The organism is Arthrobacter senegalensis, from assembly GCF_059091765.1.
Genome location: NZ_JBNHGZ010000001.1, coordinates 663,853 through 685,910 on the forward strand (window position 1 = coordinate 663,853; position 22,058 = coordinate 685,910).

Annotated in this window: 23 protein-coding genes; 7 read left to right on the plus strand and 16 right to left on the minus strand. The window is 68.4% G+C overall.

Features of this window, described 5'->3' with window-relative positions; translation table 11 throughout:
* Positions 1 to 113: 113 nt before the first annotated feature.
* Together AC5RVG_RS03000 and AC5RVG_RS03005 are read left to right on the plus strand one after the other, a co-directional pair.
* Positions 114 to 1,793 carry a glycoside hydrolase family 10-like protein gene (locus AC5RVG_RS03000; protein WP_494012672.1) on the plus strand — a complete coding sequence of 560 codons (1,680 nt, stop codon included), beginning with the start codon at positions 114 to 116 and terminating at the stop codon, positions 1,791 to 1,793.
* A gap of 15 nt (positions 1,794 to 1,808) precedes the next feature.
* A complete protein-coding gene (locus tag AC5RVG_RS03005) occupies positions 1,809 to 2,192 on the plus strand; it encodes a hypothetical protein (protein ID WP_494012673.1) in 384 nt (127 codons plus the stop codon).
* A 12-nt stretch (positions 2,193 to 2,204) separates the two neighbouring features.
* On the opposite strand, the gene AC5RVG_RS03010 is transcribed toward AC5RVG_RS03005, so the two are convergent.
* Entirely contained in the window at positions 2,205 to 2,594 is a 390-nt protein-coding gene (locus AC5RVG_RS03010; RefSeq protein WP_494012674.1) for a VOC family protein, read from the minus strand.
* 232 nt (positions 2,595 to 2,826) lie between these two features.
* Between AC5RVG_RS03010 and AC5RVG_RS03015 the strand changes: the two genes are divergently transcribed.
* Positions 2,827 to 3,387 (plus strand): dihydrofolate reductase family protein, encoded by a 561-nt coding sequence (locus AC5RVG_RS03015; protein WP_494012675.1) that lies wholly within the window; start codon positions 2,827 to 2,829, stop codon positions 3,385 to 3,387.
* Between the two features lie 32 nt (positions 3,388 to 3,419).
* Here the strand turns inward: AC5RVG_RS03015 and AC5RVG_RS03020 are convergent, their stop codons facing one another.
* Both AC5RVG_RS03020 and glmS read right to left on the minus strand, forming a co-directional pair.
* Positions 3,420 to 3,770, minus strand: coding sequence for a holo-ACP synthase (locus tag AC5RVG_RS03020; protein ID WP_494000425.1), 351 nt, complete (start codon positions 3,768 to 3,770; stop codon positions 3,420 to 3,422).
* A gap of 240 nt (positions 3,771 to 4,010) precedes the next feature.
* Positions 4,011 to 5,912, minus strand: a complete 1,902-nt coding sequence (gene glmS / locus AC5RVG_RS03025) for a glutamine--fructose-6-phosphate transaminase (isomerizing) (RefSeq protein ID WP_494012676.1) — start codon at positions 5,910 to 5,912, stop codon at positions 4,011 to 4,013.
* A 151-nt stretch (positions 5,913 to 6,063) separates the two neighbouring features.
* On the opposite strand from glmS, the gene coaA reads away from it, so the two are divergent.
* From coaA to AC5RVG_RS03045, 4 genes are all read left to right on the plus strand, one after another.
* Complete coding sequence (coaA, locus tag AC5RVG_RS03030; RefSeq protein WP_494012677.1) at positions 6,064 to 7,041, plus strand: type I pantothenate kinase; 978 nt, start codon at positions 6,064 to 6,066, stop codon at positions 7,039 to 7,041.
* A gap of 1 nt (position 7,042) precedes the next feature.
* Positions 7,043 to 7,966, plus strand: a complete 924-nt coding sequence (locus tag AC5RVG_RS03035) for a M15 family metallopeptidase (protein WP_494012678.1) — start codon at positions 7,043 to 7,045, stop codon at positions 7,964 to 7,966.
* A 103-nt stretch (positions 7,967 to 8,069) separates the two neighbouring features.
* The gene (gene mscL, locus AC5RVG_RS03040) at positions 8,070 to 8,468 is read left to right on the plus strand and encodes a large conductance mechanosensitive channel protein MscL (RefSeq protein WP_494012679.1); all 399 of its coding nucleotides are present in this window, start codon (positions 8,070 to 8,072) and stop codon (positions 8,466 to 8,468) included.
* 165 nt (positions 8,469 to 8,633) lie between these two features.
* On the plus strand, positions 8,634 to 9,614 hold the full coding sequence (locus AC5RVG_RS03045) for an SMP-30/gluconolactonase/LRE family protein (protein ID WP_494012680.1): 981 nt from the start codon (positions 8,634 to 8,636) through the stop codon (positions 9,612 to 9,614).
* A gap of 87 nt (positions 9,615 to 9,701) precedes the next feature.
* Here the strand turns inward: AC5RVG_RS03045 and glmM are convergent, their stop codons facing one another.
* The 13 genes from glmM to AC5RVG_RS03110 form a co-directional block, all read right to left on the minus strand.
* The gene (gene glmM / locus AC5RVG_RS03050) at positions 9,702 to 11,066 is read right to left on the minus strand and encodes a phosphoglucosamine mutase (RefSeq protein ID WP_494012681.1); all 1,365 of its coding nucleotides are present in this window, start codon (positions 11,064 to 11,066) and stop codon (positions 9,702 to 9,704) included.
* A 203-nt stretch (positions 11,067 to 11,269) separates the two neighbouring features.
* Positions 11,270 to 11,764 (minus strand): 30S ribosomal protein S9, encoded by a 495-nt coding sequence (rpsI, locus tag AC5RVG_RS03055; protein WP_493979144.1) that lies wholly within the window; start codon positions 11,762 to 11,764, stop codon positions 11,270 to 11,272.
* 37 nt (positions 11,765 to 11,801) lie between these two features.
* On the minus strand, positions 11,802 to 12,245 hold the full coding sequence (gene rplM, locus AC5RVG_RS03060) for a 50S ribosomal protein L13 (protein WP_493979145.1): 444 nt from the start codon (positions 12,243 to 12,245) through the stop codon (positions 11,802 to 11,804).
* Positions 12,246 to 12,593: 348 nt separating this feature from the next.
* The gene (gene csrA, locus AC5RVG_RS03065) at positions 12,594 to 12,860 is read right to left on the minus strand and encodes a carbon storage regulator CsrA (protein ID WP_494012682.1); all 267 of its coding nucleotides are present in this window, start codon (positions 12,858 to 12,860) and stop codon (positions 12,594 to 12,596) included.
* Between the two features lie 62 nt (positions 12,861 to 12,922).
* The gene (locus tag AC5RVG_RS03070; protein WP_494012683.1) at positions 12,923 to 14,467 is read right to left on the minus strand and encodes a hypothetical protein; all 1,545 of its coding nucleotides are present in this window, start codon (positions 14,465 to 14,467) and stop codon (positions 12,923 to 12,925) included.
* Positions 14,442 to 16,496 carry a flagellar biosynthesis protein FlhA gene (flhA, locus tag AC5RVG_RS03075; RefSeq protein ID WP_494012684.1) on the minus strand — a complete coding sequence of 685 codons (2,055 nt, stop codon included), beginning with the start codon at positions 16,494 to 16,496 and terminating at the stop codon, positions 14,442 to 14,444. The genes AC5RVG_RS03070 and flhA overlap by 26 nt, the downstream gene beginning before the upstream one ends.
* Positions 16,496 to 17,674 (minus strand): EscU/YscU/HrcU family type III secretion system export apparatus switch protein, encoded by a 1,179-nt coding sequence (locus tag AC5RVG_RS03080; RefSeq protein ID WP_494012685.1) that lies wholly within the window; start codon positions 17,672 to 17,674, stop codon positions 16,496 to 16,498. Before AC5RVG_RS03080 ends, flhA begins: the two co-directional genes overlap by 1 nt.
* A complete protein-coding gene (locus AC5RVG_RS03085; protein WP_494012686.1) occupies positions 17,675 to 18,436 on the minus strand; it encodes a flagellar biosynthetic protein FliR in 762 nt (253 codons plus the stop codon).
* On the minus strand, positions 18,436 to 18,711 hold the full coding sequence (fliQ, locus tag AC5RVG_RS03090; RefSeq protein WP_494000437.1) for a flagellar biosynthesis protein FliQ: 276 nt from the start codon (positions 18,709 to 18,711) through the stop codon (positions 18,436 to 18,438). Before fliQ ends, AC5RVG_RS03085 begins: the two co-directional genes overlap by 1 nt.
* A gap of 2 nt (positions 18,712 to 18,713) precedes the next feature.
* Positions 18,714 to 19,565 (minus strand): flagellar type III secretion system pore protein FliP, encoded by an 852-nt coding sequence (gene fliP / locus AC5RVG_RS03095; protein ID WP_494012687.1) that lies wholly within the window; start codon positions 19,563 to 19,565, stop codon positions 18,714 to 18,716.
* A gap of 14 nt (positions 19,566 to 19,579) precedes the next feature.
* Entirely contained in the window at positions 19,580 to 20,326 is a 747-nt protein-coding gene (locus AC5RVG_RS03100; protein ID WP_494012688.1) for a FliO/MopB family protein, read from the minus strand.
* The gene (gene fliN / locus AC5RVG_RS03105; RefSeq protein WP_493979153.1) at positions 20,327 to 21,025 is read right to left on the minus strand and encodes a flagellar motor switch protein FliN; all 699 of its coding nucleotides are present in this window, start codon (positions 21,023 to 21,025) and stop codon (positions 20,327 to 20,329) included. It lies immediately after the preceding gene.
* The gene (locus AC5RVG_RS03110) at positions 21,022 to 21,939 is read right to left on the minus strand and encodes a flagellar motor switch protein FliM (RefSeq protein ID WP_494000440.1); all 918 of its coding nucleotides are present in this window, start codon (positions 21,937 to 21,939) and stop codon (positions 21,022 to 21,024) included. Before AC5RVG_RS03110 ends, fliN begins: the two co-directional genes overlap by 4 nt.
* Between the last annotated feature and the right edge of the window lie 119 nt (positions 21,940 to 22,058).

The following is a 22,058-nucleotide window of genomic DNA, read 5'->3' on the forward strand; positions in this document are numbered from 1 at the left end:
GCCCCCGTCACGGTCCCTGCCGCTGTCGGCATCACGGTTTCCGCCACTGTCGGCGGCACGAATGCGGGCGTATCGTGGAGCTACCATCAGGTTCGCGTGAGGCAGGGCTGGCCATGACTGGCAGCGGTTCCGGTTCCACAGGCGCTGTCTCCCGGCGCCACTTCACGACGGCGACCGCCCTCACCGTGCTCGGCGCGGCAGGCCTGTTGGGCGGCAGCCTCTCCCGCGCGGCAACGGCCCCCGGCGGTCCGCTGGAGGTCAGCCTCGCGGCGGCGGTCATTAACCGGGTCTACCGCATTACCGCCCGTGAACGGGCGCGGGTCACGGACGCGCCCAAGCACGAATTCCGGGGCTTCTGGCTCTCGACCGTGCTGAACATCGATTGGCCGTCGCGCCCCGGCCTGTCGGCGGCCGTTCAGCAGGCCGAACTGCGCGGCTGGCTGGACCTTGCCCGCAGCCGAAACCTCAACGCCGTGCTGCTGCAGGTCCGTCCCGCGGCAGACGTCTTTTGGCCGTCGACGGCGGGAGAGCCGTGGTCCCGCTACCTGACCGGCACCCAGGGGCGGAATCCCGGGTACGATCCGCTGGCCTACGCGATCGGTCAGGCGCATGCCCGCAACCTGCATTTGCATGCCTGGTTCAACCCGTTCCGTGTGTCCATGACGGCGGACCCGGCGGACCTGATTTCCTGGCATCCGGCGCGGAAAAACCCGGGCTGGAGCTTTGCCTACGGCGGGCGGCGCTATTACAACCCCGGCATCCCCGCCGTCCGCAGCTACATCATCAAGGTGATCACCGAAGTCGTTGCCAAGTACGACGTGGACGGCGTCCACCTCGACGACTACTTCTATCCCTACCCGGTCGCCGGGCAAACCATCCCGGACTCCGCTGCCTACAATGCCTACCGGCTGGCCGGCGAGAGCGTGGCGGATTTCCGGCGGCGCAGCGTCAATGCTTTCGTCCGCGACCTCAGCGCCGCGATCTTCACGGCCAAACCCCGGATGCTGTTCGGCATCAGCCCCTTCGGCATCTGGCGCAACCGATCGACCGACAGCCTGGGCTCCGCCACCTCCGGCCTGCAGAGCTACGACGCCACGTACGCCGACTCCCGGCTCTGGGTCAAACAAGGCTGGCTGGACTACGTGGTCCCGCAGCTGTACTGGCACCAGGGGAACCCGGCTGCCGATTACAACACCCTGGTCAACTGGTGGGCGGCCCAGGTGGGCGGCACGGTCTGCAAGCTCTACATCGGCGAGGCGGCCTACAAGGTGGGCGACCCCGCCCAGGGGGCCGACTGGCAGGACCCCCGCGAGCTCTACAACCACACGGCGAAATGCCGGGCCACGCCGGCGGTGCGCGGCCAGGTTTACTTCTCCGCCAAGTCCGTCCGGGCCAATCGGCTGGGCGGCATCGGCCTCGTCCATGACAAGTTCTACCGGCGCGTGGCGATGACCCCGGTGATGTCCCACCTGGGCGCCCAGCGACCCTACGCGCCGCTGATCGCCAGCGCCCGGTGGAACGGAACCGGCGTCGAACTCGTCTGGCGGGGCGCGACGAGCGGGACGTTGCCGAGGCACTATGCCATCTACCGCTGGGAGTCCGACGGCGCCGCGGCGGCGTTCATTCCCTCGCAGGCTGGAGCCCTCCGGCGCGTGCACCGCCGCCGCGGCAATCCCGAAAGGTTCGTGGACACGGGCGCCGTCCGTGGACGCACCTACTGGTACGTGGTGGTCGGCATGAGCGACCTCATGGTCGAATCCGCGGCCGCATCCGCCATCTTCATCCGAGCCTGACGCCGGGACGAAGCCATGACGACTGCCTCCCCTTCAGACGGCGACCAGGGCCTCGTCCTGCTGGACACTCTCGCACGCCGGTTTGCGGATGACCCGCTGGTCGAACGCGGCACCATGTTCCGCAGTGACGGGCTGAGGGTGGCCGGAAAGATCTTCGCGTTCCTCGGCCACGGCGGCCGGCTGATCGTGAAGGTTCCGCGGCAGCGCGCGGAAGAGTTTGTTGCTTCCGGAGCGGCGGAACCGGTCACCATGGGACGTCGGACGATGAAGGAATGGGTGGCCTTCCCGGCGATGGACGGCGACGCGTCGGCGGCCGGCGACGCGTCGGCTGCCGGGCAACAGTGGCTCAGCGTCGTCGACGAGGCGTATGCCTACGTTAAAAGCCTGGGCGGCAGCTGAAGACGGGCGCCGTTACCCTGCCCCCTGCCCTGCGGGCTGGAACAGTTCCACCAGATTTCCAGCCGGGTCGGCGAGCAGTATCTGACGTCCACCGGGACCGGCAACCACTTCGCTGCGGAACGACAGTCCCGCCCCGCGCAGCCGGTCGATCTCCGCGTCCAGGTCTTGCACGACCAGGTGGATGCGGTTGCGCCCGGCGGCCGCATAATCCGGTGGGGTCGCGCGCGCCCCCGAGCTTGCCGGCCCGGAGAGCAACAGCCGCAGCGGCCCCCGCGTCACGTCGGCGAAGGCGGGCGAGCGCATGTTGACGGTGAAGCCGAAATGACCGGTGTAGAAGTCCACGGCCGCCCCGACGTCGTCCACGAGGTAGCGGACGCTGGCGTACTGCTCCGATGCTGGCACGGCTCTTCCCCCTCAGTGTGCGGCGAGCGGCGGGCGCCGGCTGTCAGGATACATCGCACGCTTTGCCCGGAACAGGGCCCGGCACCGGTCCGCCCGACGGCGATCGCGACGGCGGAGCAAGGGGGAACAGCGCAGCGGTCCGGAACGACAGCCCCGGCCTTCCGCCGATGCGCAAGGTTGGGGAACAATGGGCGGACCCTCCCCCGCCCTGCCCAATAGCCTAGGAGTCATCGTGGCACAGCTGCTGTATTCCGCAATCATGTCGCTGGACGGCTACATTGCCGACCGGGACGGCAACTTCGACTGGAGCGTTCCCGACGAGGAGGTGCATTTCTTCGTCAACGATCTGGAGGGACGGGTGGGCACCTATCTCTTCGGCCGGCGCATGTACGAGGTGATGGCCGTCTGGGAAACCGTGCCCGACGGCCCGGAGGTTTCCCCGGTCGAGCGGGCCTTCGCGGAGTCGTGGCTGCGGAAGGACAAGGTGGTCTATTCCCGGACCCTGCAGACGGTTTCAAGCGCCCGAACCCGGATCGAGCGGGAATTCGAGCCGGAGGCGGTGCGGCGCCTGAAGGCCTCGGCAGCGGCGGACCTGAGCATCAGCGGGCCCGACCTGGCCGGCCACGCCTTCGCGGCGGGACTGGTCGATGAATGCCTGTTTTTCGTCTCGCCGGTCGTCGTGGGCGGCGGGAAGCGCTTTCTGGCGGAGGACCTGAGAGTCGGGCTCGAGCTGCTGGACGAGCGCCGCTTCGGCAACGGCGTCGTGTACCTGCACTATCGGGTGGAACGTTAGCCCGGCCCCGACGCGCGCCCGGCTGCCGGCCGCTACTTCTCGGCGACCGCCATGGCAGTTGCCAGATCGCCGTCGTGGCTCATGGACAGGTGCCAGAACTTCACACCCCTGGCTGCGGACGCCGCGGCGACAGTGCCGGTGAATTCCGGGTAGGGGTCTCCCCCTGCGTCGACACAGATGGTGCAGTCCTGCCAGTTCATGCCGGCCGGAGCCCCCAGTGCCTTGGCGATCGCTTCCTTGGCGGCGAAGCGGGCGGCCAAGGACCGGGTGTTGAGCTCGCGTTCCGCGGGCGTAAACAGTCGCTCCAGCAAGGCCGGGGTGCGCTGCAACTGCCGGCGGAACCTGGAAACTTCCACCACGTCCACGCCGATGCCCACGATCATTCTTCGGCTCCCGCCCGAACCGACCACGGCGAGCGGGCGCACCGCGGAGCCAGGACCGGCTCCCCGGTGGAAATCAGGGTGCACCGCACGGGCGGCACGGACAGCAGCCGGACGCGGCGCCGGAGCGCCGCGTGGCGGGCGCGGACTGGACGTCTGGGAACGGAGCAGGCCCCGATCCTGTTGTACGGAGACCGGGGCGCCGCGAAGAGTAACCGGGTGGACATGCCTGCCAACTGCCTGCTACTCGACGGTGACGCTCTTGGCCAGGTTGCGCGGCTGGTCCACGTCGTAGCCCTTGGCCGTCGCCAGTGCCAAGGCGAAGATCTGCAGCGGGACCGTGGTGAGCAGCGGAGCCAGCAGCGTCGGCGTCTCGGGAACGTAGAAGACGAACTCGGCGAAGTCCTTGACGGAGACGTCGCCTTCCTCGGCGATGACAATGGTCTTGGCGCCTCGGGCGCGGATTTCCTGGATGTTCGAGACGACCTTGGCGTGCAGCGAGTTGCGGCCGCGCGGCGAAGGTACCACCACGAAGACCGGCTGGCCTTCCTCGATCAAAGCGATCGGCCCGTGCTTGAGCTCGCCTGCGGCGAAGCCTTCGGCGTGGATGTAGGCCAGCTCCTTAAGCTTCAGCGCGCCCTCCATGGCGACGGGGAAGCCGACGTGCCGGCCCAGGAACAGCACCGACTTGCTCTCGGCCATGAGCACGGCCAGGTCCTTGATGTCCTTGGCGTTGTCCAGCACGCTCTGGATCTTCGCCGGGATCTTGCCCAGGTCGGCCAGGATGTCCTTGATCTCGCCCTGGAACTTGTTCCCGCGCAGCTGCGCCAGGTAGAGGCCCAGCAGGTAGGCTGCGGTGATCTGCGCCAGGAAGGCCTTGGTCGAGGCGACGGCGATCTCGGGTCCGGCGTGGGTGTACAGCACGGCGTCGGCCTCGCGCGGGATGGTCGAACCGTTGGTGTTGCAGATGGCGAGGACCTTGGCCCCCTGCTCCTTGGCATACCGGACGGCCATCAGGGTGTCCATCGTCTCTCCGGACTGAGAGATGGCCACAATCAGGGTGTTGGCGTCCACGATCGGGTCCCGGTACCGGAACTCGTGCGAGAGTTCGACCTCCACCGGGATGCGGCACCAGTGCTCGATCGCGTACTTCGCCACCTGGCCGGCATAGGCCGAGGTGCCGCAGGCCAGCACGATGATCTTGTTGGCGGTCTTGAGCAGCTCCGGGTCGATCCGCAGCTCGTCCAGGGTCAGCCTGCCGTGCAGGTCCGAGCGGCCCAGCAGGGTCTGGCCGACCGCCTCGGGCTGGTCGTTGATTTCCTTCTCCATGAAGGACGGGTAGCCACCCTTCTCCGCGGCGGCGGCATCCCAGTTCACCTCGAATTCGGTGCCCTGGGCGGCGTTGCCGAAGAAGTCGGTGATCTCGAAGGAGTCGGGGGTGATGGTCACGATCTGGTCCTGCTCCAGCTCCACGGCGCGGCGGGTGAAGTCGATGAAGCCGGAGACGTCGGAGCCCAGGAAGTTCTCGCCCTCGCCCAGTCCGACGACGAGCGGCGAGTTACGGCGTGCGGCCACGACGACGTCGGGCTGGTCCTGGTGGATGGCCAGCAGGGTGAAGGCGCCCTCCAGCCGCTGGCAGGCGAGCTGCATGGCCTTGGCCAGGGTCGCGGTGGCGGGATCCTCCGCGGCCAGGGAACGGTAGAGGTCTCCGAGCAGCACCGCGGCCACCTCGGTGTCCGTTTCCGAGCGGAACGTGTGGCCCTTGGCCAGCATGGAGGCACGGATCTCGGCGAAGTTCTCAATGATGCCATTGTGGATCACGGCGAGCTTGTCGCCGTCGGCCAGGTGCGGGTGCGCGTTTTCGTCGGTGGGGCCGCCGTGCGTGGCCCAGCGCGTGTGGCCGATGCCGGTCAGTGACTCGGGCAGCGGGGCGGACTCGAGCTCGTCCAGCAGATTGCTCAGCTTGCCCGACTTCTTCCGCGCCTCGATCCCGGAGCTGGAGATGACTGCCACTCCCGCGGAATCGTAACCGCGGTATTCCAGGCGGCGAAGGCCCTCGAGAACGACGTCCAGGGCGCTGTGATCAGCAGCGCTGACTCCGGCCCCGCCGTCGCGGCGGCCAACATAACCTACGATTCCACACATGGGATTAAGGGTACCTGCCCGCGGGACCGTCACCGACAGAGGGTTCCGCACGCCATCCCGCCGGCCGCTGCGAAGGCGGGACGGGGCAATCCGCCGCGCCGCAGCGGGGCGCCTTTTGGGATTTGAATCCCGCAGCAGGCACAATTCATAGGTGACTGATGCGACACCGAAGACGACGGCGTCCAACGGTGAGAGTAACTTCACACCATTCGTGGAGCTGGACCGGCAGACCTGGTCCCGGTTGTCCAACGAGATTGAACAGCCCCTGGACCAGGACGATATCGAGCGGCTCCGGGGCCTGGGCGATGCCCTGAACCTGGACGAAGTCCGCGAGGTCTACCTGCCGCTCTCCCGGCTGCTCAACCTGTATGTGGGCGCGGCCGGCGAGCTGCACAGGGCCACCACCACCTTCCTGGGCGAAACCAGCCGCCGCACACCGTTCGTGATCGGCGTGGCCGGATCGGTCGCCGTCGGGAAATCCACCACCGCCCGCGTGCTGCGCGAGATGCTGCGCCGTTGGCCGGACACCCCGAACGTGGAGCTGGTCACCACCGACGGTTTCCTCTACCCCAACGCCGAACTGGCGCGGCGCGGGCTCATGGAACGCAAGGGCTTCCCCGAGTCCTACGACCAGCGGGCCTTGCTGCGCTTCGTGTCCGAGGTGAAGTCCGGGGCAGAGGAAGTGCATGCGCCCTGGTATTCGCACCTGACCTACGACATCGTGCCGGACAAGGAAGTGGTGGTCCACCGTCCGGATGTGTTGATCGTGGAGGGCCTGAACGTCCTGGCTCCGGCGCGCCCGCGGGCGGACGGACGCACCGGGCTGGCGCTCAGCGATTTCTTCGACTTCTCCATTTATGTGGATGCCAAGACGTCCTATATTGAGCAGTGGTACGTCAACCGTTTCCACAAACTGCGGCGGACGTCCTTTACGGATCCGGAATCCTATTTCCACCGCTACGCCTCGCTCACGGACGAGGAGGCCACCGAGACGGCCCTGGGCATCTGGCGCCGGATTAACGAACCGAACCTGAGGGAGAACGTGCTGCCGACACGCGGGCGGGCACAGCTGGTGCTCACCAAGGACGCGGACCACTCGATCCGCAGAATGCTGCTGCGGAAAACCTGACATGGCCGTTCTGAGGGCTCCGGTGCTCGCAGCCGGCCTGGCCGCCGCGCTGGCCCTGCTCACCGGTTGCGCCCCGGCGGGGGAAACCGCTCCGCCCCCCGCCGCGTCCGCCGGCACGACGACGGCCGCACCGACCGCACCGGCGCCGACCCCGGCCGAGGGAACCACGTCCCTTCCGGTCCCCGAACAGAGCCCGAAGGCTCCGAAGAAAGACGGCGACGCCACCGGCGGCGGCCAGAAGGACGGCGGAAGCAAGGGCGGGGCCGCGGGCGGCGGCAAGAAGGACGGCGCGGGCGGCGGCGGCAATAAGGACGGCGCCGGGGAGGACCACACGGATCCGGCGAGCATCGCCGTCGTCGTCAACAAGGCCCGGCCGCTCAATCCCTTGGACTACCACCCCGGAGACCTGCGCCAGCCGGCGGTGGCCCTGGGCACGGGCGAGGAATCGGCGCTGCTGCGGGACGCCGTGGCGACCGCCACCGAAGACATGTTCAACGCGGCCGCCGCCGACGGCGCGTTCATGATCATGATCAGCGGGTTCCGGTCCTACGCGACGCAGGCCAGCACCTACAACCACTGGGTCCGGCAACACGGCAGCGAGGCCGCCGCTGACATGATTTCGGCGCGGCCCGGCTATTCGGAGCACCAGACCGGGCTGTCCCTGGACATCGGCGACGCCACCGGGGTCTGCAACCTGCAGCAGTGTTTCGCCGAGACGGCGGCGGGCAACTGGGCGGCCCACAACGCCGCCCGCTTCGGATTCATCATCCGCTACCGGCCCGGCTCCGAGGCCATGACCGGTTATTCGCCGGAACCCTGGCACCTGCGCTACGTGGGAAAGAAGGTGGCCGCGGACATGGCCAAACGGGGCATCGAGACGCTCGAGGAGTACTTCGGGTTGCCCGGAGCCGCCCGCTATTCGTGAGCGGTCGCAAGGACCCCATCCTGTGGCGGCTTCATCCCCCGGCGGCCTCCCGCCCCTGCCCCCGCGACCCCAGATCCCTGCCCCGAGGCGCTACATTGGCCACATGATAAACGGATTCAAAGAGTTCATTATGAAGGGCAACGTCATTGACCTTGCCGTGGCCGTAATCATCGGCGGGGCCTTCGGGAGCGTGGTCAACGCCTTGGTCAACAGCGTGCTGATGCCGTTCATCGCCGGGTTGGTCGGCTCGCCGAATTTCGACAGTTTCCTGCTCTGGAACTTCAACGGGAACGACGTCGCGTTCGGTGTCCTGCTGACCGCCATCGTGAACTTCCTGCTCATCGCCTCGGCGATCTACTTCGTCATCATGGCACCGATGAACCACATGATCGAGCGGCGCAACCGCCGCCTGGGGATCAACAAGGAAGAAGAGGCCGTCGACCCTCAGGTCGCGCTGCTCACCGAGATTCGGGACGCACTGCAGGCACGCAACCAGGCGTAATGACGACGCCCGGAAGCCGGCCGCTACCGCCGCTGCGGGCCGTTTGGGCAGCGCCTCCGGGAGGGCCTGACGTTTCCGCCGGCCCGGCGTACGCTATGAGCATCACCATCGGGAGCCTGCTGGAGGGAACTCCCGACGCCATCACGCAAGAATCAGGTGACCTCCATGCGACCCCACCTCCCCCTTTCCCTGGCGGCTCGATGTGCCGCCGCCCTGCTGACCGCCCTCGCCCTGATGCTGACGGGGCTGCCGGCTTCCGCCGGCCACGTTGTCTCCGGCACCCACGGCTCGTCACCGGAGTGTACGGACCGAATCATCGACCTGCCGGACGCGACGTCCGCGGAGGGCATCGCCGCCGGCCGTGGCAGCACCTTCTACGCCGGCGACCTGCTGGCGGGCGACATCTTCCGTGGCGACGTACGGCGGGGCACCGCCGAGAAGTTCATCGACGCACCGGACGGCCGGTTCGCCGTCGGCATGGCTGCCGACACGCGGCGGAACCTGCTCTTCGTGGCCGGCGGACCTACCGGCAAGGCCTATGTTTACAACACCCGGACCGCGGAACCTGTGGCCGAGTTCCAGTTGAACGACCCCGCCGGCTCCTTCATCAACGACGTAGCCCTTGGCCGGGGCGGCGCCTGGTTTACGAACTCGCGCGAAGGCGAGCTGTACTTCGTGCCGATCGGCCACCGCGGGCAGCTGGGCAGCCCGCGGACATTGCAACTGAGCGGCCCTGCCGCGGAAACCCCCGCGGCGTTCAACCTGAACGGCATAGTGGCGGCCGACCACGGGCGGCAGCTGATTGTGGCCCACTCGGCCAACGCTGCGCTGTACACCGTGAACCCGGAAACCGGTGACAGCGCCGAAATCTCCGGCGTCAGCGTCCCCAACGTCGATGGGTTGGTGCTGAAGGGCCGCTGGCTTTGGGCGGTCCAAAACATGGACAACCAGATCAGCGTGATCAGGCTGGACCGCCGGATTGACTCCGGGGAGGTCCGGTCCGTGATCACCAGTGACGCTTTCCAGACCCCGACCACCGCCGCGCTGTTCGGCCGCCGACTCGCCGTCGTGAACGCGAAGTTCGACACCGGGAACCCGCCGACGGCGGACAGCTACGAGGTGGTGCTGGTGAAGGCCCGGCGCTGATGGCTGCCCCGCACGCGGTCCTTGGGTCCCGGCAGGTCCGCCGACCGCCGGACCGGCCTCCCGCCCGCCCAGTCTGCGGCGGCGCCCCTACTCGGCGGCGGCCGCCTCCAGCGACAGGTGCGCCTTCACGGTCCGGGCCAGCTCCTCGGCGGTAGCCTGGGCGGTTTCCATGTCAGCGGCTTCGACCATCACGCGCACGACCGGCTCGGTGCCGGAGGGGCGCAGCAGCACCCGTCCGGTCCCACCCAGCGCGGCGGACGCGGCCGCCACGGCCTGCTGGAGGGGCTGGTTGGTTTCGACCCCCGACTTGTCCACGTCCTTGACATTGATCAGGACCTGGGGAAGCCGGACCATCCGCTGCGACAGCTCCGAGAGGGGCTTGCCGGACTTGGCCACCTGTGCGGCCAACTGCAGCCCGGTCAGGACGCCGTCGCCGGTGGTCGCGTACTCCGAGAAGATCACGTGCCCGGACTGTTCGCCGCCCAGCGAGTATCCGTGGGCGCGCATGCATTCCAGCACGTACCGGTCGCCCACGGCGGTTTCCTGGATGCGGATGCCGGCATCCTGCAGGGCCAGCTTCATCCCGAGGTTGCTCATGACCGTGGCGACCAGGACATCGTCCTTGAGCCGGCCGGCGTCGCGCAGGGCCAACGCCAGGATGGTCATGATCTGGTCGCCGTCCACGACGTCGCCGCGCTCGTCCACGGCCAGGCAGCGGTCGGCGTCACCGTCGTGGGCAATGCCCAGGTCGGCGCCGTGCTCGACCACGGCTGCCTGCAGCTTCTCCAGGTGGGTGGACCCCACGCCGTCGTTGATGTTCAGCCCGTCCGGCTCGGCACCCATCACCACAATGTCAGCACCGGCGGCGCGGAACACCTCCGGCGAACAGCCGCTGGCCGCGCCGTGCGCGCAGTCGAGAACCACCTTCAGGCCCTCCAGGCGGGAAGGCAGGGTCTGCAGCAGGTGCAGGATGTAGCGGTCTTCCGCGTCTGCGAAACGCTGGATACGTCCGATCTCCGCGCCCGTGGGCCGGACGCGCGGCTGCGCCATCTCCTGCTCGATCGCGTCCTCGACCTCGTCCGGCAGCTTGTGCCCGCCGCGGGCGAAAAACTTGATGCCGTTATCCGGGGCCGGATTATGCGAGGCGGAAATCATCACGCCAAAGTCGGCCGCCAGGTCCCCCACCAGGTAAGCGGCCGCAGGGGTGGGCAGCACCCCGGCGTCGTAGACATCGACGCCCGCACTGGCGAGGCCGGCCTCCACGGCGGCGCTGATGAACTCGCCGCTGGCGCGCGGGTCGCGGGCGATCACCGCCGTCGGGCGCTTGCCGTCTTCAACTTGCCGGTGGCCAAGGACCACTGCGGCCGCCTGCGCGACCTCGAGCGCCAGCTCTGCAGTGATCAATCCGTTGGCCAGTCCGCGGACTCCGTCGGTACCAAATAATCTAGACATCGCGACCCATTTTACGGCAGCGCACCAAGGAGCCGGTTCACCTCCCGCCGGCGGCCGCGTGCTGCGCCCTGTTTTGGCCTCTGACCCCGCCGCAAGCGGCCTCACACCCCGGGTCCGCCCCTCGCAACAGCCGCTTAAACACACGCGAGGCCCCGCAGCCATGCTGCGGGACCTCGCGTGGAAGCAAAAGCTTCGGAAGCGGTTTAGCGCTTCGAGTACTGCGGCGCCTTGCGGGCCTTCTTAAGGCCAGCCTTCTTGCGCTCGATGATGCGTGCGTCGCGGGTGAGGAAACCGGCCTTCTTCAGGGTCGGGCGGTTGTTCTCGCGGTCGATCTCGTTCAGCGCACGGGCAACGCCCAGGCGCAGCGCACCGGCCTGGCCGGAGGGGCCGCCGCCGTGGATGCGGGCGATGACGTCGTACGCGCCTTCCAGATCCAGGATCTTGAACGGATCGTTCACTTCCTGCTGGTGCAGCTTGTTCGGGAAGTAGTTCGCCAGCTCACGGCCGTTGATGGTCCAGTTGCCGGCACCCGGAACCAGGCGTACGCGGGCGATAGCCTGCTTGCGGCGACCCACGGCGCCTCCGCCTACGGTGAGGGCGGGGCGTTCCTTCTTGGCGGTCTCGGTGACCTCGGATGATTCCGAGGTGTAGCTGGTGAGGGTTTCGCCCTCAGCAGCGGTGTTCAGCTCTTCAGCCACGATGCTCCTTGAATTAAGTTTCTAGTGGTGGCCGGCGCTACTGGGCGACCTGGGTGATTTCGAAGGTCTTCGGCTGCTGGGCAGCGTGCGGGTGCTCGGCACCCGTGTAGACCTTCAGCTTGGACAGCTGCTGGGCAGCCAGGGAGTTCTTCGGCAGCATGCCCCTGATGGCCTTCTCAACTGCACGAACCGGGTTCTTCTCCAGCAGTTCGGCGTAGTTGACGGAGGACAGGCCACCCGGGAACCCGGAGTGGCGGTAGGCACGCTTCTGTTCGAGCTTGGCGCCGGTCAGGGCGACCTTCTCAGCGTTGATGATGATGACGAAATCGCCCATGTCCATGTGAGGAGCAAAGGTCGGCTTGTGCTTTCCGCGCAGCAGTGTTGCGGTCTGGCTGGCAAGACGACCCAGGACGACGTCGGTGGCGTCAATGACGTGCCACTGGCGGTTGATATCGCCGGGCTTCGGAGTGTACGTACGCACGGTTTTTGCCTTCGTTTGGTGTTCTAAGGTAGCGGCGCATTCTTCACAGAACACACGCGCAAAGTTGGTGATGCGCTACCGGAACTTCAGGTGAGGACTGAAATGTAACCAGTGGCCCAGAAAGTCTCGGCTATTTCCGTGGACCAGGTTGGCCCTGCAACTGGGCCGCCACACGGACATAGCGTATCGAGGTTGGACACGCACAACGACTACCAAGGTTATCCTGCCGTGCCGGGTTAGGTCAAAAAGGCCACAACAGCACGACGACGCCGGTGCCTGCCGCTGCCCCTGGCCCCGCCCGTGAACGGGTTTAGCTGGCCGGCGCCGGTGGGGCCGCCGGCGAGCGGATCAGCTGCCGGGGCCGCCGGGGCCGCTGCTGCCGGGGAGGTTCAGGCCCAGCAGGGCCTTGATGCGCTCCTCGGCCTCCGGGCCGCTCTGGGCGGCAGCCATATTGGCCTCGCTGACCGCCTGGACCACCTCATCACGCTGGATCTTCACGCCGCGCGGGGCCTCGATGCCCAGGCGGACGCCGTCGCGGCGGGCGTCCAGCACGGTGATGACGATGTCGTCACCGATCAGGATCCGCTCTCCGGGTTTTCGCGTCAGCACCAGCACGCGTCAACTCTATCGCAGCTGAACTCGGCGCCCGGGCAGGCCCGCTCGACCCGCCGCGGCAGTCAGAGCCAGGCGGTCTCGGACGGCGCGCCGTCCACCCAACCCACCGGCACCCCCAGGGTGTTCACGGTCTTGGGCGAGCCGGTGTGCCTCGTCCCGGTGACCGCCAGGCCGTCGGGAACCACCACCCGCTGCACGGCCTGCACCCAGCGGTCGGTGTCTTCGGCCTTTCGCCGGGCGTCCACCGCCAGCCAGATCTGGTCCGCTCCCAGTGCCGGAAGCAGCGCGAGCATCTCCACAGGCGGCGTGAGCGCCTGGCCCAGGCCAAAGGCCACGAAGACGCTCTGTCCCCGCTCCACGCCCCGGGCACGGGCACCAATCGCGCTGTTGCGGTCCTGCACCGGTCGCCGGACATCGGCGGCATGCGCGCCGGCCATCTTCACCATGTTGCCGCCGCCCGATATCCAGTCGGCGGCCTCCGAGGGCGCACCGTTGACCGCCGGGGCCGCGGCGGCCATGGAGTTGGCGGCCTCCAGGGCAACATCACCCTGGCCAATCACGAGCACCAGGTCCCCCGGCCCGTAGAGCGGCACCGGAACGGCCGGCTGGCGCGCCCTTTCGGCGGCGGCGGGTTGTGCCTCCACTGCCGGCGGCTGCCCATCCTCCAAAACGGCGCCAACGACGACGCCGGAGCCCGTGCCGGAGCCCGGGTGGCCGGTGAGGTCTGAGCGCTGGGCAGCCGGTTCGATGGCTACCCGGCCCGACTGCCCAACATGCCCTGCCTGCCCGGCCTCATCGTCCTGCCCCGCCTGCCCGGCCTGCTCCGCCTCGAACGCCCCGGCCGCAGTGGCTCGGGCCGCCGCGCGCCGACCCGTCCCGGCCGTCCGGTTAACGGGTCCGGCAACCTCCCGGGAGTCGTCAGCTTGGGCGGCCGCGGACAGGGCCGAAGCCGCCGAGGCTGCCTCCAGGGCTGGGGTTGTGGCTGTCGCTGCGACTGCCCCCGCTGCCGCTGCCCCGGCGGCGTCTTCCGCAACGGGGACTGCCGTGGCGGGGGCTTCCAGGGCCCCTGCCCCGGCCCCCGGTCCAAGCGCGGTTGCGCCGCCGGAATCTGCTGCAGCGTCCTTCGGGGGCTTTGGGTCGTTCCGCCGCCGCCCCCAGCCGGGCCTTGCCGCCGCGGCTCCGGGGCGCTCCGCCTGCCCGGCAGCTTCCGGCGGCGGTTGCTCCAGCCGGGCGCCCTTGGGCAGGCGGGTGGGCCGCGCCGTGTTGAGGGTCAGGTTGTCCATGATGACCGCGAACTGGTCGGTGTGGGTGGAGACGTGCAGTTCCGGCGCCTTGCCGTGCAGCCTGGATTCGGTGCGCTCGGCGTCGGCCAGCAGCGCCGCGATTCCGGCGCGGGCCTTCTGGTCCAGGGCATGCTGGCCGCGCACGGCCGAGGCCGGCAGTTCCACCGTGACTTCGTAGTGTTCGCGGGCGAAGAAGCCGCGGATGCCGCCGACCGTGACCTTCTCGGCCGCGACAATCTTTGCGTCGGGTCCGTGGTCGACCAGGACCTTGGCCTTGAGTTCCTGGAGGGAAGCGCCCTTAAGCTGCAGCCGTCTGGCCGACACGTACTACCCCCACGGTCTCGATCTTCACGCTGGCGGAGGTGACCTCCTGATAGGACAGTACCGGAAGTCCCCCGGCCTGTGCCGAGACGAGCCGCCGGATGGCCGGGCGCAGCGCGGGCGCGCATACGAGCACCGCGGTGAAGCCGTTGGCTTCCACTTTCTCCAGCGCCTCCCGCAGTGAGGCCAGCACGGCTTCGGTCCGCTCGACCGAGAGCAGGATCTGCGTGCCGTGCTCGGACGGGCGCATGCCCTCCAGCATGGACTGCTCCAGGGTGGGATCGATCATGATCACCCGCAGCAGCTGCCCGTCCAGGTACTGCGCGGTCAGGGCCGGGCCCAGCGCCTGCCGGGCGGCCTCGATCAGCCCCTCCGGGTCGGTGGACGACTTGGCCTTCAGCGCCAGCGCCTCGTAAATGCGCGGCAGGTCGTTGATCGGGATCTGCTCCGCCAGCAGCCCCTGCAGCACGCGCTGCACCTCGGCCAGCGACAGCAGGGACGGGGTGAGTTCGTCCACCGCGGACGGGTTCACCGACTTCACACCCTCGGTCAGCACGCGCACGTCCTCACGGGTCAGCAGCCGGGCGGCGTTGGCGGAGATCAACGAGGACAGGTGGGTGACCAGCACGGAGACCCGGTCGATCACGGTGGCTCCCGCCATCTCCGCGCTGTGCCGCATCTCCGCCGGGACCCACTTGCCGGCCAGCCCGAACACCGGCTCCACCGTGGCGATGCCCGGCAGCGATTCCAGGTTGTCCCCCAGCGCCAACACCTTGCCGGCCGGGGCCTCGCCGCGGCCGGCCTCCACGCCGGCAATCCGGATCACATAGGTGGACATCGGCAGGTCGATGCTGTCGCGGGTGCGCACCGGCGGCACCACGACGCCCAGTTCCATGGCTATCTTCCGGCGCAGCGCACGCACCCGCGCCAGCAGGTCGTCGGAGGCGCCGGAGACCAAATCCACCAGGTCCGGGGCCAGCTGGATCTCCAGCGCGTGCACCCGCATCTGTTCAATCAGGTCCTCGGTAGTCTCCGAAGCGGGAGCCGCCTGACCCGCCTCGGCGGCGGCGGCGTCGTCGTCCTTGGCCTTGGCCGCCTCGGTGGCCTTGAGCCGCTGCGCCATGAAGATCAGGAACGCGCCCACCAGGATGAACGGGATCTTGGGCATGCCCGGGATCAGGGCCAGCAGAATGGCCGCGCCGCCGGCGATCATCAGCGCCTGCCGGGACTGGGTCAGCTGGTCGGAGGCGTCGGAACCCATTTCGGAGTCGGCATTCGAACGCGTCACGACCATGCCGGTGGACACGGCCATCAGCAGCGCCGGGATCTGCGTGACCAGGCCGTCGCCGATGGTCAGCAGGGTGTAGGTGCTGACCGCGTCGCCGATTTCCATGCCGCGCTGCAGCATGCCGATGGCGATGCCGCCGACGATGTTGATGATGATAATGATGATGCCGGCGATGGCGTCGCCCTTGACGAACTTGGACGCGCCGTCCATCGCGCCGTAGAAGTCGGCTTCGGCGGATACCGCGGCACGGCGTTCCCGGGCCTGCACGTCGGTGATCAGCCCGGCGTTCAGGTCGGCGTCGATCGCCATCTGCTTGCCCGGCATTGCGTCCAGCGTGAAGCGCGCTCCCACCTCGGCCACGCGCTCGGCGCCCTTGGTGACCACCACGAACTGGATGACCACCAGGATCAGGAACACCACCGCGCCGATGATGATCGAGCCGCCCACGGCCACGTGGCCGAAGGCCTCGATCACCTGCCCGGCGTAGCCGTCGCCCAGCACCAGCCGGGTGGACGCCACGTTCAGGCCCAGCCGGAACAGCGTGGCCACCAGCAGCAGCGACGGGAACACGGAGAAGTCCAGCGGCTTCTTCACGAACATCGTGGTCAGCAGGATCACCAGCGCCAGCAGGATGTTCACGATGATCAGCACGTCCAGCAGTCCAGCCGGAATCGGCACCACCAGCAGCAGGACGATGCCCACCACGCCGATTGGGACGGCGAGCTTGGAGAGGTTGCGGTTCATCAGTCACCTCCGGGTGACGGTAGGGACAAGGCTCGGCGGCCCTGCCGGGTTGAAGCGTGGGCGGCAGCGTCGGCGTCGGTCATCGCCGGCTCCGCCATGGTGTGGACGCCCGCGGCTGTACCGGCCGAGGCGCCGCGGGCCTTCAGGCTCATGACGAAGGCCAGCACGCGGGCCACGGCGTTGTAAAGCTCCAGGGGGATCTCCTGGCCGATCTCGCAGGCGCCGTGCAGCGCCCGGGCCAGCGGGACGTCGCGCACCACCGGCACGCGGGTGGTTTCGGCTTCCTCGCGGATGCGGGCGGCAATGTTGCCCGCCCCCTTGGCCACCACGCGCGGCGCGGACTTTCCCGGTTCGTACTTCAGCGCCACCGCGTAGTGGGTCGGGTTGACCAGCACGACGTCGGAGCCTCCCACCGCGGCGATCATGCGGTTGCGGCTCATCGCCAACTGCCGCGAGCGCCGCTGCGACTTGATCAACGGGTCGCCCTCGGAGCTCTTGTTTTCGTCGCGGACTTCCTTCTTGGTCATCCGGGTTTTCTTGCGGTTGCGCCGGATTACCACCATCACGTCCAGCGCGGCCAGCACCAGGCCGGCGATGATTGCGGTCTGCAGCAGCCCGGCGGTGCCGCCGCCCGCAGCCTCGAGCAGCGAGCCGACCGAGAGCCCGCCGGCGGTCATCAGCACCGGGACCAGGCCCTGGATCACGAAGTAGAGAGCGAGTCCCACCACCACGGTCTTCAGCAGCGCCTTGGCACCCTGCCAGAGAGCCTGCAGGCCGAACACCTTCTTCAGCCCGTTGACCAGGTTGAACTGCTGGGTCTCGGGTTTGAACTTCTTCCAGTGGATGCCGCCCTGCAGCGCCGCACCCGCGATGATCACGGCGACCACGGCCAGGAACATCGGCGTGAGCGTGTACATGATCGTGCCCAGGCCGTCCTCGAGCGCCTTGACCACCAGCCCCGGGTCCGGCGACTGGATCATCCGCGTGACGGTGAACATCTGGTCGGTGCCGGCCTGGGAGGCCCGGCCGATGGTCATCGGCAGCATCAACGCGGCCGCGCCCACGCCCAGCCAGGCGGTGAGGTCCTGGGATTTGGAGAGCTGGCCCTTCTGCCGGACTTCCTTCATCCGCTTGGCGGTGGCTTGCTCTGTCCGTTCTTCGGAGGTGTCCTGCGACATCTAGCCCACCACCCCCGTCAGCGCCGTCACGGCCTGCCCGGCGAGCGAGGAGACAATCCGCGGCAGCGCCACGAACACCACGCCGGCCAGGGTCAGGGTCAGGAAGATCTTCAACGGGAAACCCAGCGCAAACGCGTTCAGCGCCGGGGCCACCCGGGTGAGCAGGCCCAGGCCGGCGTCGGCCAGGAACAGCACCACCAGCAGGGGTCCGGCAATCTGCACCGCCGCCAGGAACATCTGCGTCACACCGGTGATGATCAGCTGCACCGGCTCGGCCAGGTCGACTCCCCCGCCCAGCGGCAGCGCGGTGAAACTGCGCGCGAGCCCGCCAATGATCAACTGGTAGCCGTCGGAGGCGAACAGCAGCGCCAGCGCGGCCATCTGGAACAGCCGGGTGAACTGCGCGCCGTTGACCATGGACTGCGGGTCGAACGCCTGCGCCATGGAGAAGCCGCCGAACAGGTCGATCAACGTGCCCGCCGACTGCACCGTGGAGAACACCACCAGCACGAGGAACCCCAGCAGGGCGCCCACCAGGATCTCCAGCACCAGCGCGCCGAAGAATCCCGCCGTGCTCATCGGCTCGTACCCGTTGGCCACCCGCGGGGACACCGCCAGGGCCAGTCCGACGCCGAGCATCGCCTTGATGCGGGTTGGGATGGCTCCGTAGGAGAACGGCGGGGCAATCAGCAGGAAAGCCACCATGCGGACACCTGCCAGCATGGTGGCCTCGATCCACGCCTGGTCGAGCGGGATGTTCATTATCCGCCGCCGAGCAGGCCGGGGATTTTCTCGAACATTTCCTGCGTGAAGGAGACCATCTCGGAAATCATCCAGTGTCCGCAGATCAGCAGCGCCACGGCCACGGCCACGGCCTTGGGCACGAAGGACAGCGTGATTTCCTGGATCTGTGTCATGGACTGCACCAGGGAGACGGCAAAGCCCACCACCAGCGCGGTGACCAGCACCGGGGCGGAGAGTTTGGCGGCGACCAGCAGGCCCTGCAGGCCGATGTCGAGGACGGCGTTTGTATCCACGGCTAGGTACCGTAACTTCCGACCAGGGCGGTGATGATCAGGCCCCAGCCATCCACCAGCACGAAGAGCAGGATCTTGAACGGCAGCGAAATCATCACCGGCGGGAGCATCATCATGCCCATGGACATCAGCGCCGAGGCCACCACCAGGTCGATCACGAGGAACGGCACGAAGATGACGAACCCGATGATGAACGCGGCGCGCAACTCGGAAATCATGAACGCCGGGATCAGGGTCTGCAGCGGCACGGCCTCGGGATTCTCCGGGTTGGGCAGGTCGGCGGCCCGCATCATCAGCGCCAGGTCTTCTTCGCGGGTGTGCGCCAGCATGAAGTTCTGCAGCGGAGCGGCGGCGGCGCCCACCGCATCCGTGAAGTCCGTGGTCCCTTCCATATACGGCTGGACGCCCAGCTCGTTCACCTGGGTCAGCACCGGCCACATGATGAACAGCGACAGGAACAGTGCCAGCCCGGCCAGCACCTGGTTCGGCGGGATGGAGGGCAGGGACAGCGCGTTCCGGGTCATCGCCAGCACCACGAAGATCTTGGTGAAGGACGTCATCATCAGCAGCAGCGCGGGGGCCACCGACAGCAGCGTGATGCCCAGCAGCGTGATGACGGCGGACGACGGCGTGCCGTTGGGCCCGTTGATCTCCACCGAGAACCCGCCGTCGCCGTCCGGCGAGCCCGGTTCGACGGGGGCCAGCGGGTCAACGGGGGGAACCGGGGCGACCGGCGACGCGAAGGCGGACGGCGCACTCAGGATGGCGGCGGCGACGGCAAAGGCCACTGCCAGCAGTAATGCCAGCAATGCTGCGGTGGCCAGACGGGGCCAGCGGCCCGCGGTCACGGCCATGATGCCGGTGCTTCTCAACGCGAACGGACCTGCTTCAGGGCTTCGGCGGTCTGCTTCCAGGTGGACGGCGACAAGATGGACCCGGCCAGCGGGGAATCCGCCACCTGCTCCTGCCGGCCGGCCGGACGCGACGCCCGGCGGCCCGTGCGAACGGAACGCCGTCCGCCGTCGATCGGATACAGCCCGGCCTGCCGGAGGGGAATGACGTCGCCGTCGTGGTGCGGCTCGTCAAACTCCTGCGCGACGTCACGGTGCTCTTGAAACGTTTGTTCGACGGGCTGCTCGGGCATAGCGGCGGCACGACGGGCCGCGCGGCGCGGGACACCGGCGTCGCCGTCGGAAAATGTCGCCGGACGGGCGGCGACGGCAGCGTCGACCGACCCGGATGGGGCCGCGACGTCCCCATCGGACTGGACCTGGCCCGATGCGCGGCCGGTGGCCAGTTCCAGCAGCCGGGAGAAGCTGTCCGCCGCGGTCTGTGGGGCGCGGTGGGCGGGCTCGGCCGCCTCTTCGACCGGCGCTTCGCGGCTGTCCAGCACGTGCACCGCCTGATCCGTCACGCCCAGCACGAAGCGCTGGCCGTCGGCGTCCACCACCACGACGGCGGCCTTGGGCCCGATGGTCTGGCGTTCCACCACGCGCACCAGCTTGCGGGCGCCGGTGCGGGCGCCGCGGCTGAAGCGCCGCTGCAGCACCCAGAGCAGCCCCAGCACCACGGCCAGCGAGAGCGCTACCCGCACGGCAAGGACGACTGTCTCCATTTAGAGGAGTCCTTCGGGCACGTCGAGGATCTTGGTGATGCGCACGGCGTAGTCCTGGTCGACGACGACGACTTCGCCGTGGGCGATCAGGCGGCCGTTGAGCAACACGTCGGCGGGGGCGCCGGCCGAGCGGTCCAGTTCGATCACGCCGCCCGGTTCCAGGTTCAGCACATCGCGCACGGACATCCGCGTGCGGCCGATTTCCACCGTCAGGGCCATTTCGACGTTGTTGATGCGGCCCAGCTTGGCCAACACCGAGTCGTCGGCGCCGTGCCCGGCCGGGTTCTCGCGCAGCCGGATGGCGAACCAGCCGCCGGCCTCGCCGTCGCCGCCGGTGAGCTTGAAGACGGCGGCTTCCGGATCGGAGAACAGCGCCGCGGCGTTGCCGACGCGTGCCTCGCCCAGCACACCGGCGCCGAGCACGGATGTGGCAGCTTCCAGCGCCGGGCGCAACAGGTCGGCGGCAGACACCAAGGGGGAATCCGTGCCCGCGGCTGCGGACAGGGCGGCCTGGTCGGCCACCACCAAGGCCACGTCGGCCGAGGTTCCGCCCACGAAGGACCCGACGACGGCGGAGGCCACCTGCCCCGGCAGCGGCCCGCCTTCATCCTGGCGCACCGCGTAGAGCGGCGTGTTGGTGGGCAGCAGCCCCAGGAGCGCGTCGGCGGCAGCAGCCTGAAGGGTCTGGGTCTGTGTCATCGGGCGTTCTCCTCGGTTGTAACAATGACTCCGGCCAGGCGGTTGCCGTTGGCGCCAACGGCGGCGTGTGCCAGCCGTTCGCCGTTGACGGCAACATCCAGTGGGCGGTGTTGCGGGTGCGGCAGCGGCAGCAGGTCGCCGATGGTTAGGTCCAGGACCTGGCCGGGCCGGACGCGCATGGGGGCGAACTGCAGGGATACGTCCACCGGGATTTGCACCAGCTGGGTCTCCAGCAGTTTTCGCGCGTTGGCCGGGCTGCTCATCGCGAACGAATCACGCAGCTGGGTCAGCAGTACCTCGGCCGGGATGGCGACCGTGGCGGGCGCGGACAGGTCGCCGACACGGATTTCGAAGGTGGCGACGATCATCAGGTCGTTGGTGGCCGCCGCCTGCGCGAACTGTGAGTTGTAATGGATCTGGTCCAGGCTGATGGGCGTGGTGAGCAGGGAACCCAGCGAGTAGCGCAGGTCCTCCAGCGCATCCTCCATCAACCGGCTGACCAGGGCCTGTTCAATCTGCGTGAACTTGCGGTCCGGATAGTCGTGGCTGCCGTTGCCGCCCAGCATATGGTCGACCCACGTCATCGCGGCCTTGGTCGGAAACTGGATCACGGCCTTGCCGGTGATGTCATCGAGGGCGCAGAGAACCATCGCAGTACTGGCCGGCAACGAGGCCGCGTACTCGTCGTAGGTCTGCATCTGGACCTGCTCCGACGTGACCGTGCAGATCACGCGGACCTTGGCAGTCAGCTGGGTGCCCCACTGTCGGGCGAATGTTTCGAAGGCCAACTCCAGCACGCGGGAATGCTCGCGCGCCAGGGTGGTCGGCCGCCGGAAGTCGTAAACTTCGACGGCTCTGGCCGGCTTTTCGGGCGCGCTAGAGTGCGCATGTTCCTGGACCGTCACAGCAGGCACTATCGGCAGCGTGGTTCGGCATGTTAGGAGTTTGGATAATGCGGGTGGGGTGCCCCGCCGCACGTCCAACTCGGCCGTGTCAGAGGCGGGCGCTCAGTGGGAGGACTACCAACGCCGGC

What these genes read in the sequence shown, in the direction of transcription:
- glmM (WP_494012681.1), bottom strand. Translation starts at nt 11,066, where the DNA reads ATGTCTAGATTATTTGGTACCGACGGAGTCCGCGGACTGGCCAACGGA.
- AC5RVG_RS03005 (WP_494012673.1), top strand. Translation starts at nt 1,809, where the DNA reads ATGACGACTGCCTCCCCTTCAGACGGCGACCAGGGCCTCGTCCTGCTG.
- glmS (WP_494012676.1), bottom strand. Translation starts at nt 5,912, where the DNA reads ATGTGTGGAATCGTAGGTTATGTTGGCCGCCGCGACGGCGGGGCCGGA.
- AC5RVG_RS03085 (WP_494012686.1), bottom strand. Translation starts at nt 18,436, where the DNA reads ATGAACATCCCGCTCGACCAGGCGTGGATCGAGGCCACCATGCTGGCA.
- AC5RVG_RS03080 (WP_494012685.1), bottom strand. Translation starts at nt 17,674, where the DNA reads ATGTCGCAGGACACCTCCGAAGAACGGACAGAGCAAGCCACCGCCAAG.
- mscL (WP_494012679.1), top strand. Translation starts at nt 8,070, where the DNA reads ATGATAAACGGATTCAAAGAGTTCATTATGAAGGGCAACGTCATTGAC.
- AC5RVG_RS03000 (WP_494012672.1), top strand. Translation starts at nt 114, where the DNA reads ATGACTGGCAGCGGTTCCGGTTCCACAGGCGCTGTCTCCCGGCGCCAC.
- fliP (WP_494012687.1), bottom strand. Translation starts at nt 19,565, where the DNA reads ATGGCCGTGACCGCGGGCCGCTGGCCCCGTCTGGCCACCGCAGCATTG.
- AC5RVG_RS03020 (WP_494000425.1), bottom strand. Translation starts at nt 3,770, where the DNA reads ATGATCGTGGGCATCGGCGTGGACGTGGTGGAAGTTTCCAGGTTCCGC.
- flhA (WP_494012684.1), bottom strand. Translation starts at nt 16,496, where the DNA reads ATGAACCGCAACCTCTCCAAGCTCGCCGTCCCAATCGGCGTGGTGGGC.
- AC5RVG_RS03035 (WP_494012678.1), top strand. Translation starts at nt 7,043, where the DNA reads ATGGCCGTTCTGAGGGCTCCGGTGCTCGCAGCCGGCCTGGCCGCCGCG.
- fliN (WP_493979153.1), bottom strand. Translation starts at nt 21,025, where the DNA reads ATGACACAGACCCAGACCCTTCAGGCTGCTGCCGCCGACGCGCTCCTG.
- AC5RVG_RS03045 (WP_494012680.1), top strand. Translation starts at nt 8,634, where the DNA reads ATGCGACCCCACCTCCCCCTTTCCCTGGCGGCTCGATGTGCCGCCGCC.
- AC5RVG_RS03100 (WP_494012688.1), bottom strand. Translation starts at nt 20,326, where the DNA reads ATGGAGACAGTCGTCCTTGCCGTGCGGGTAGCGCTCTCGCTGGCCGTG.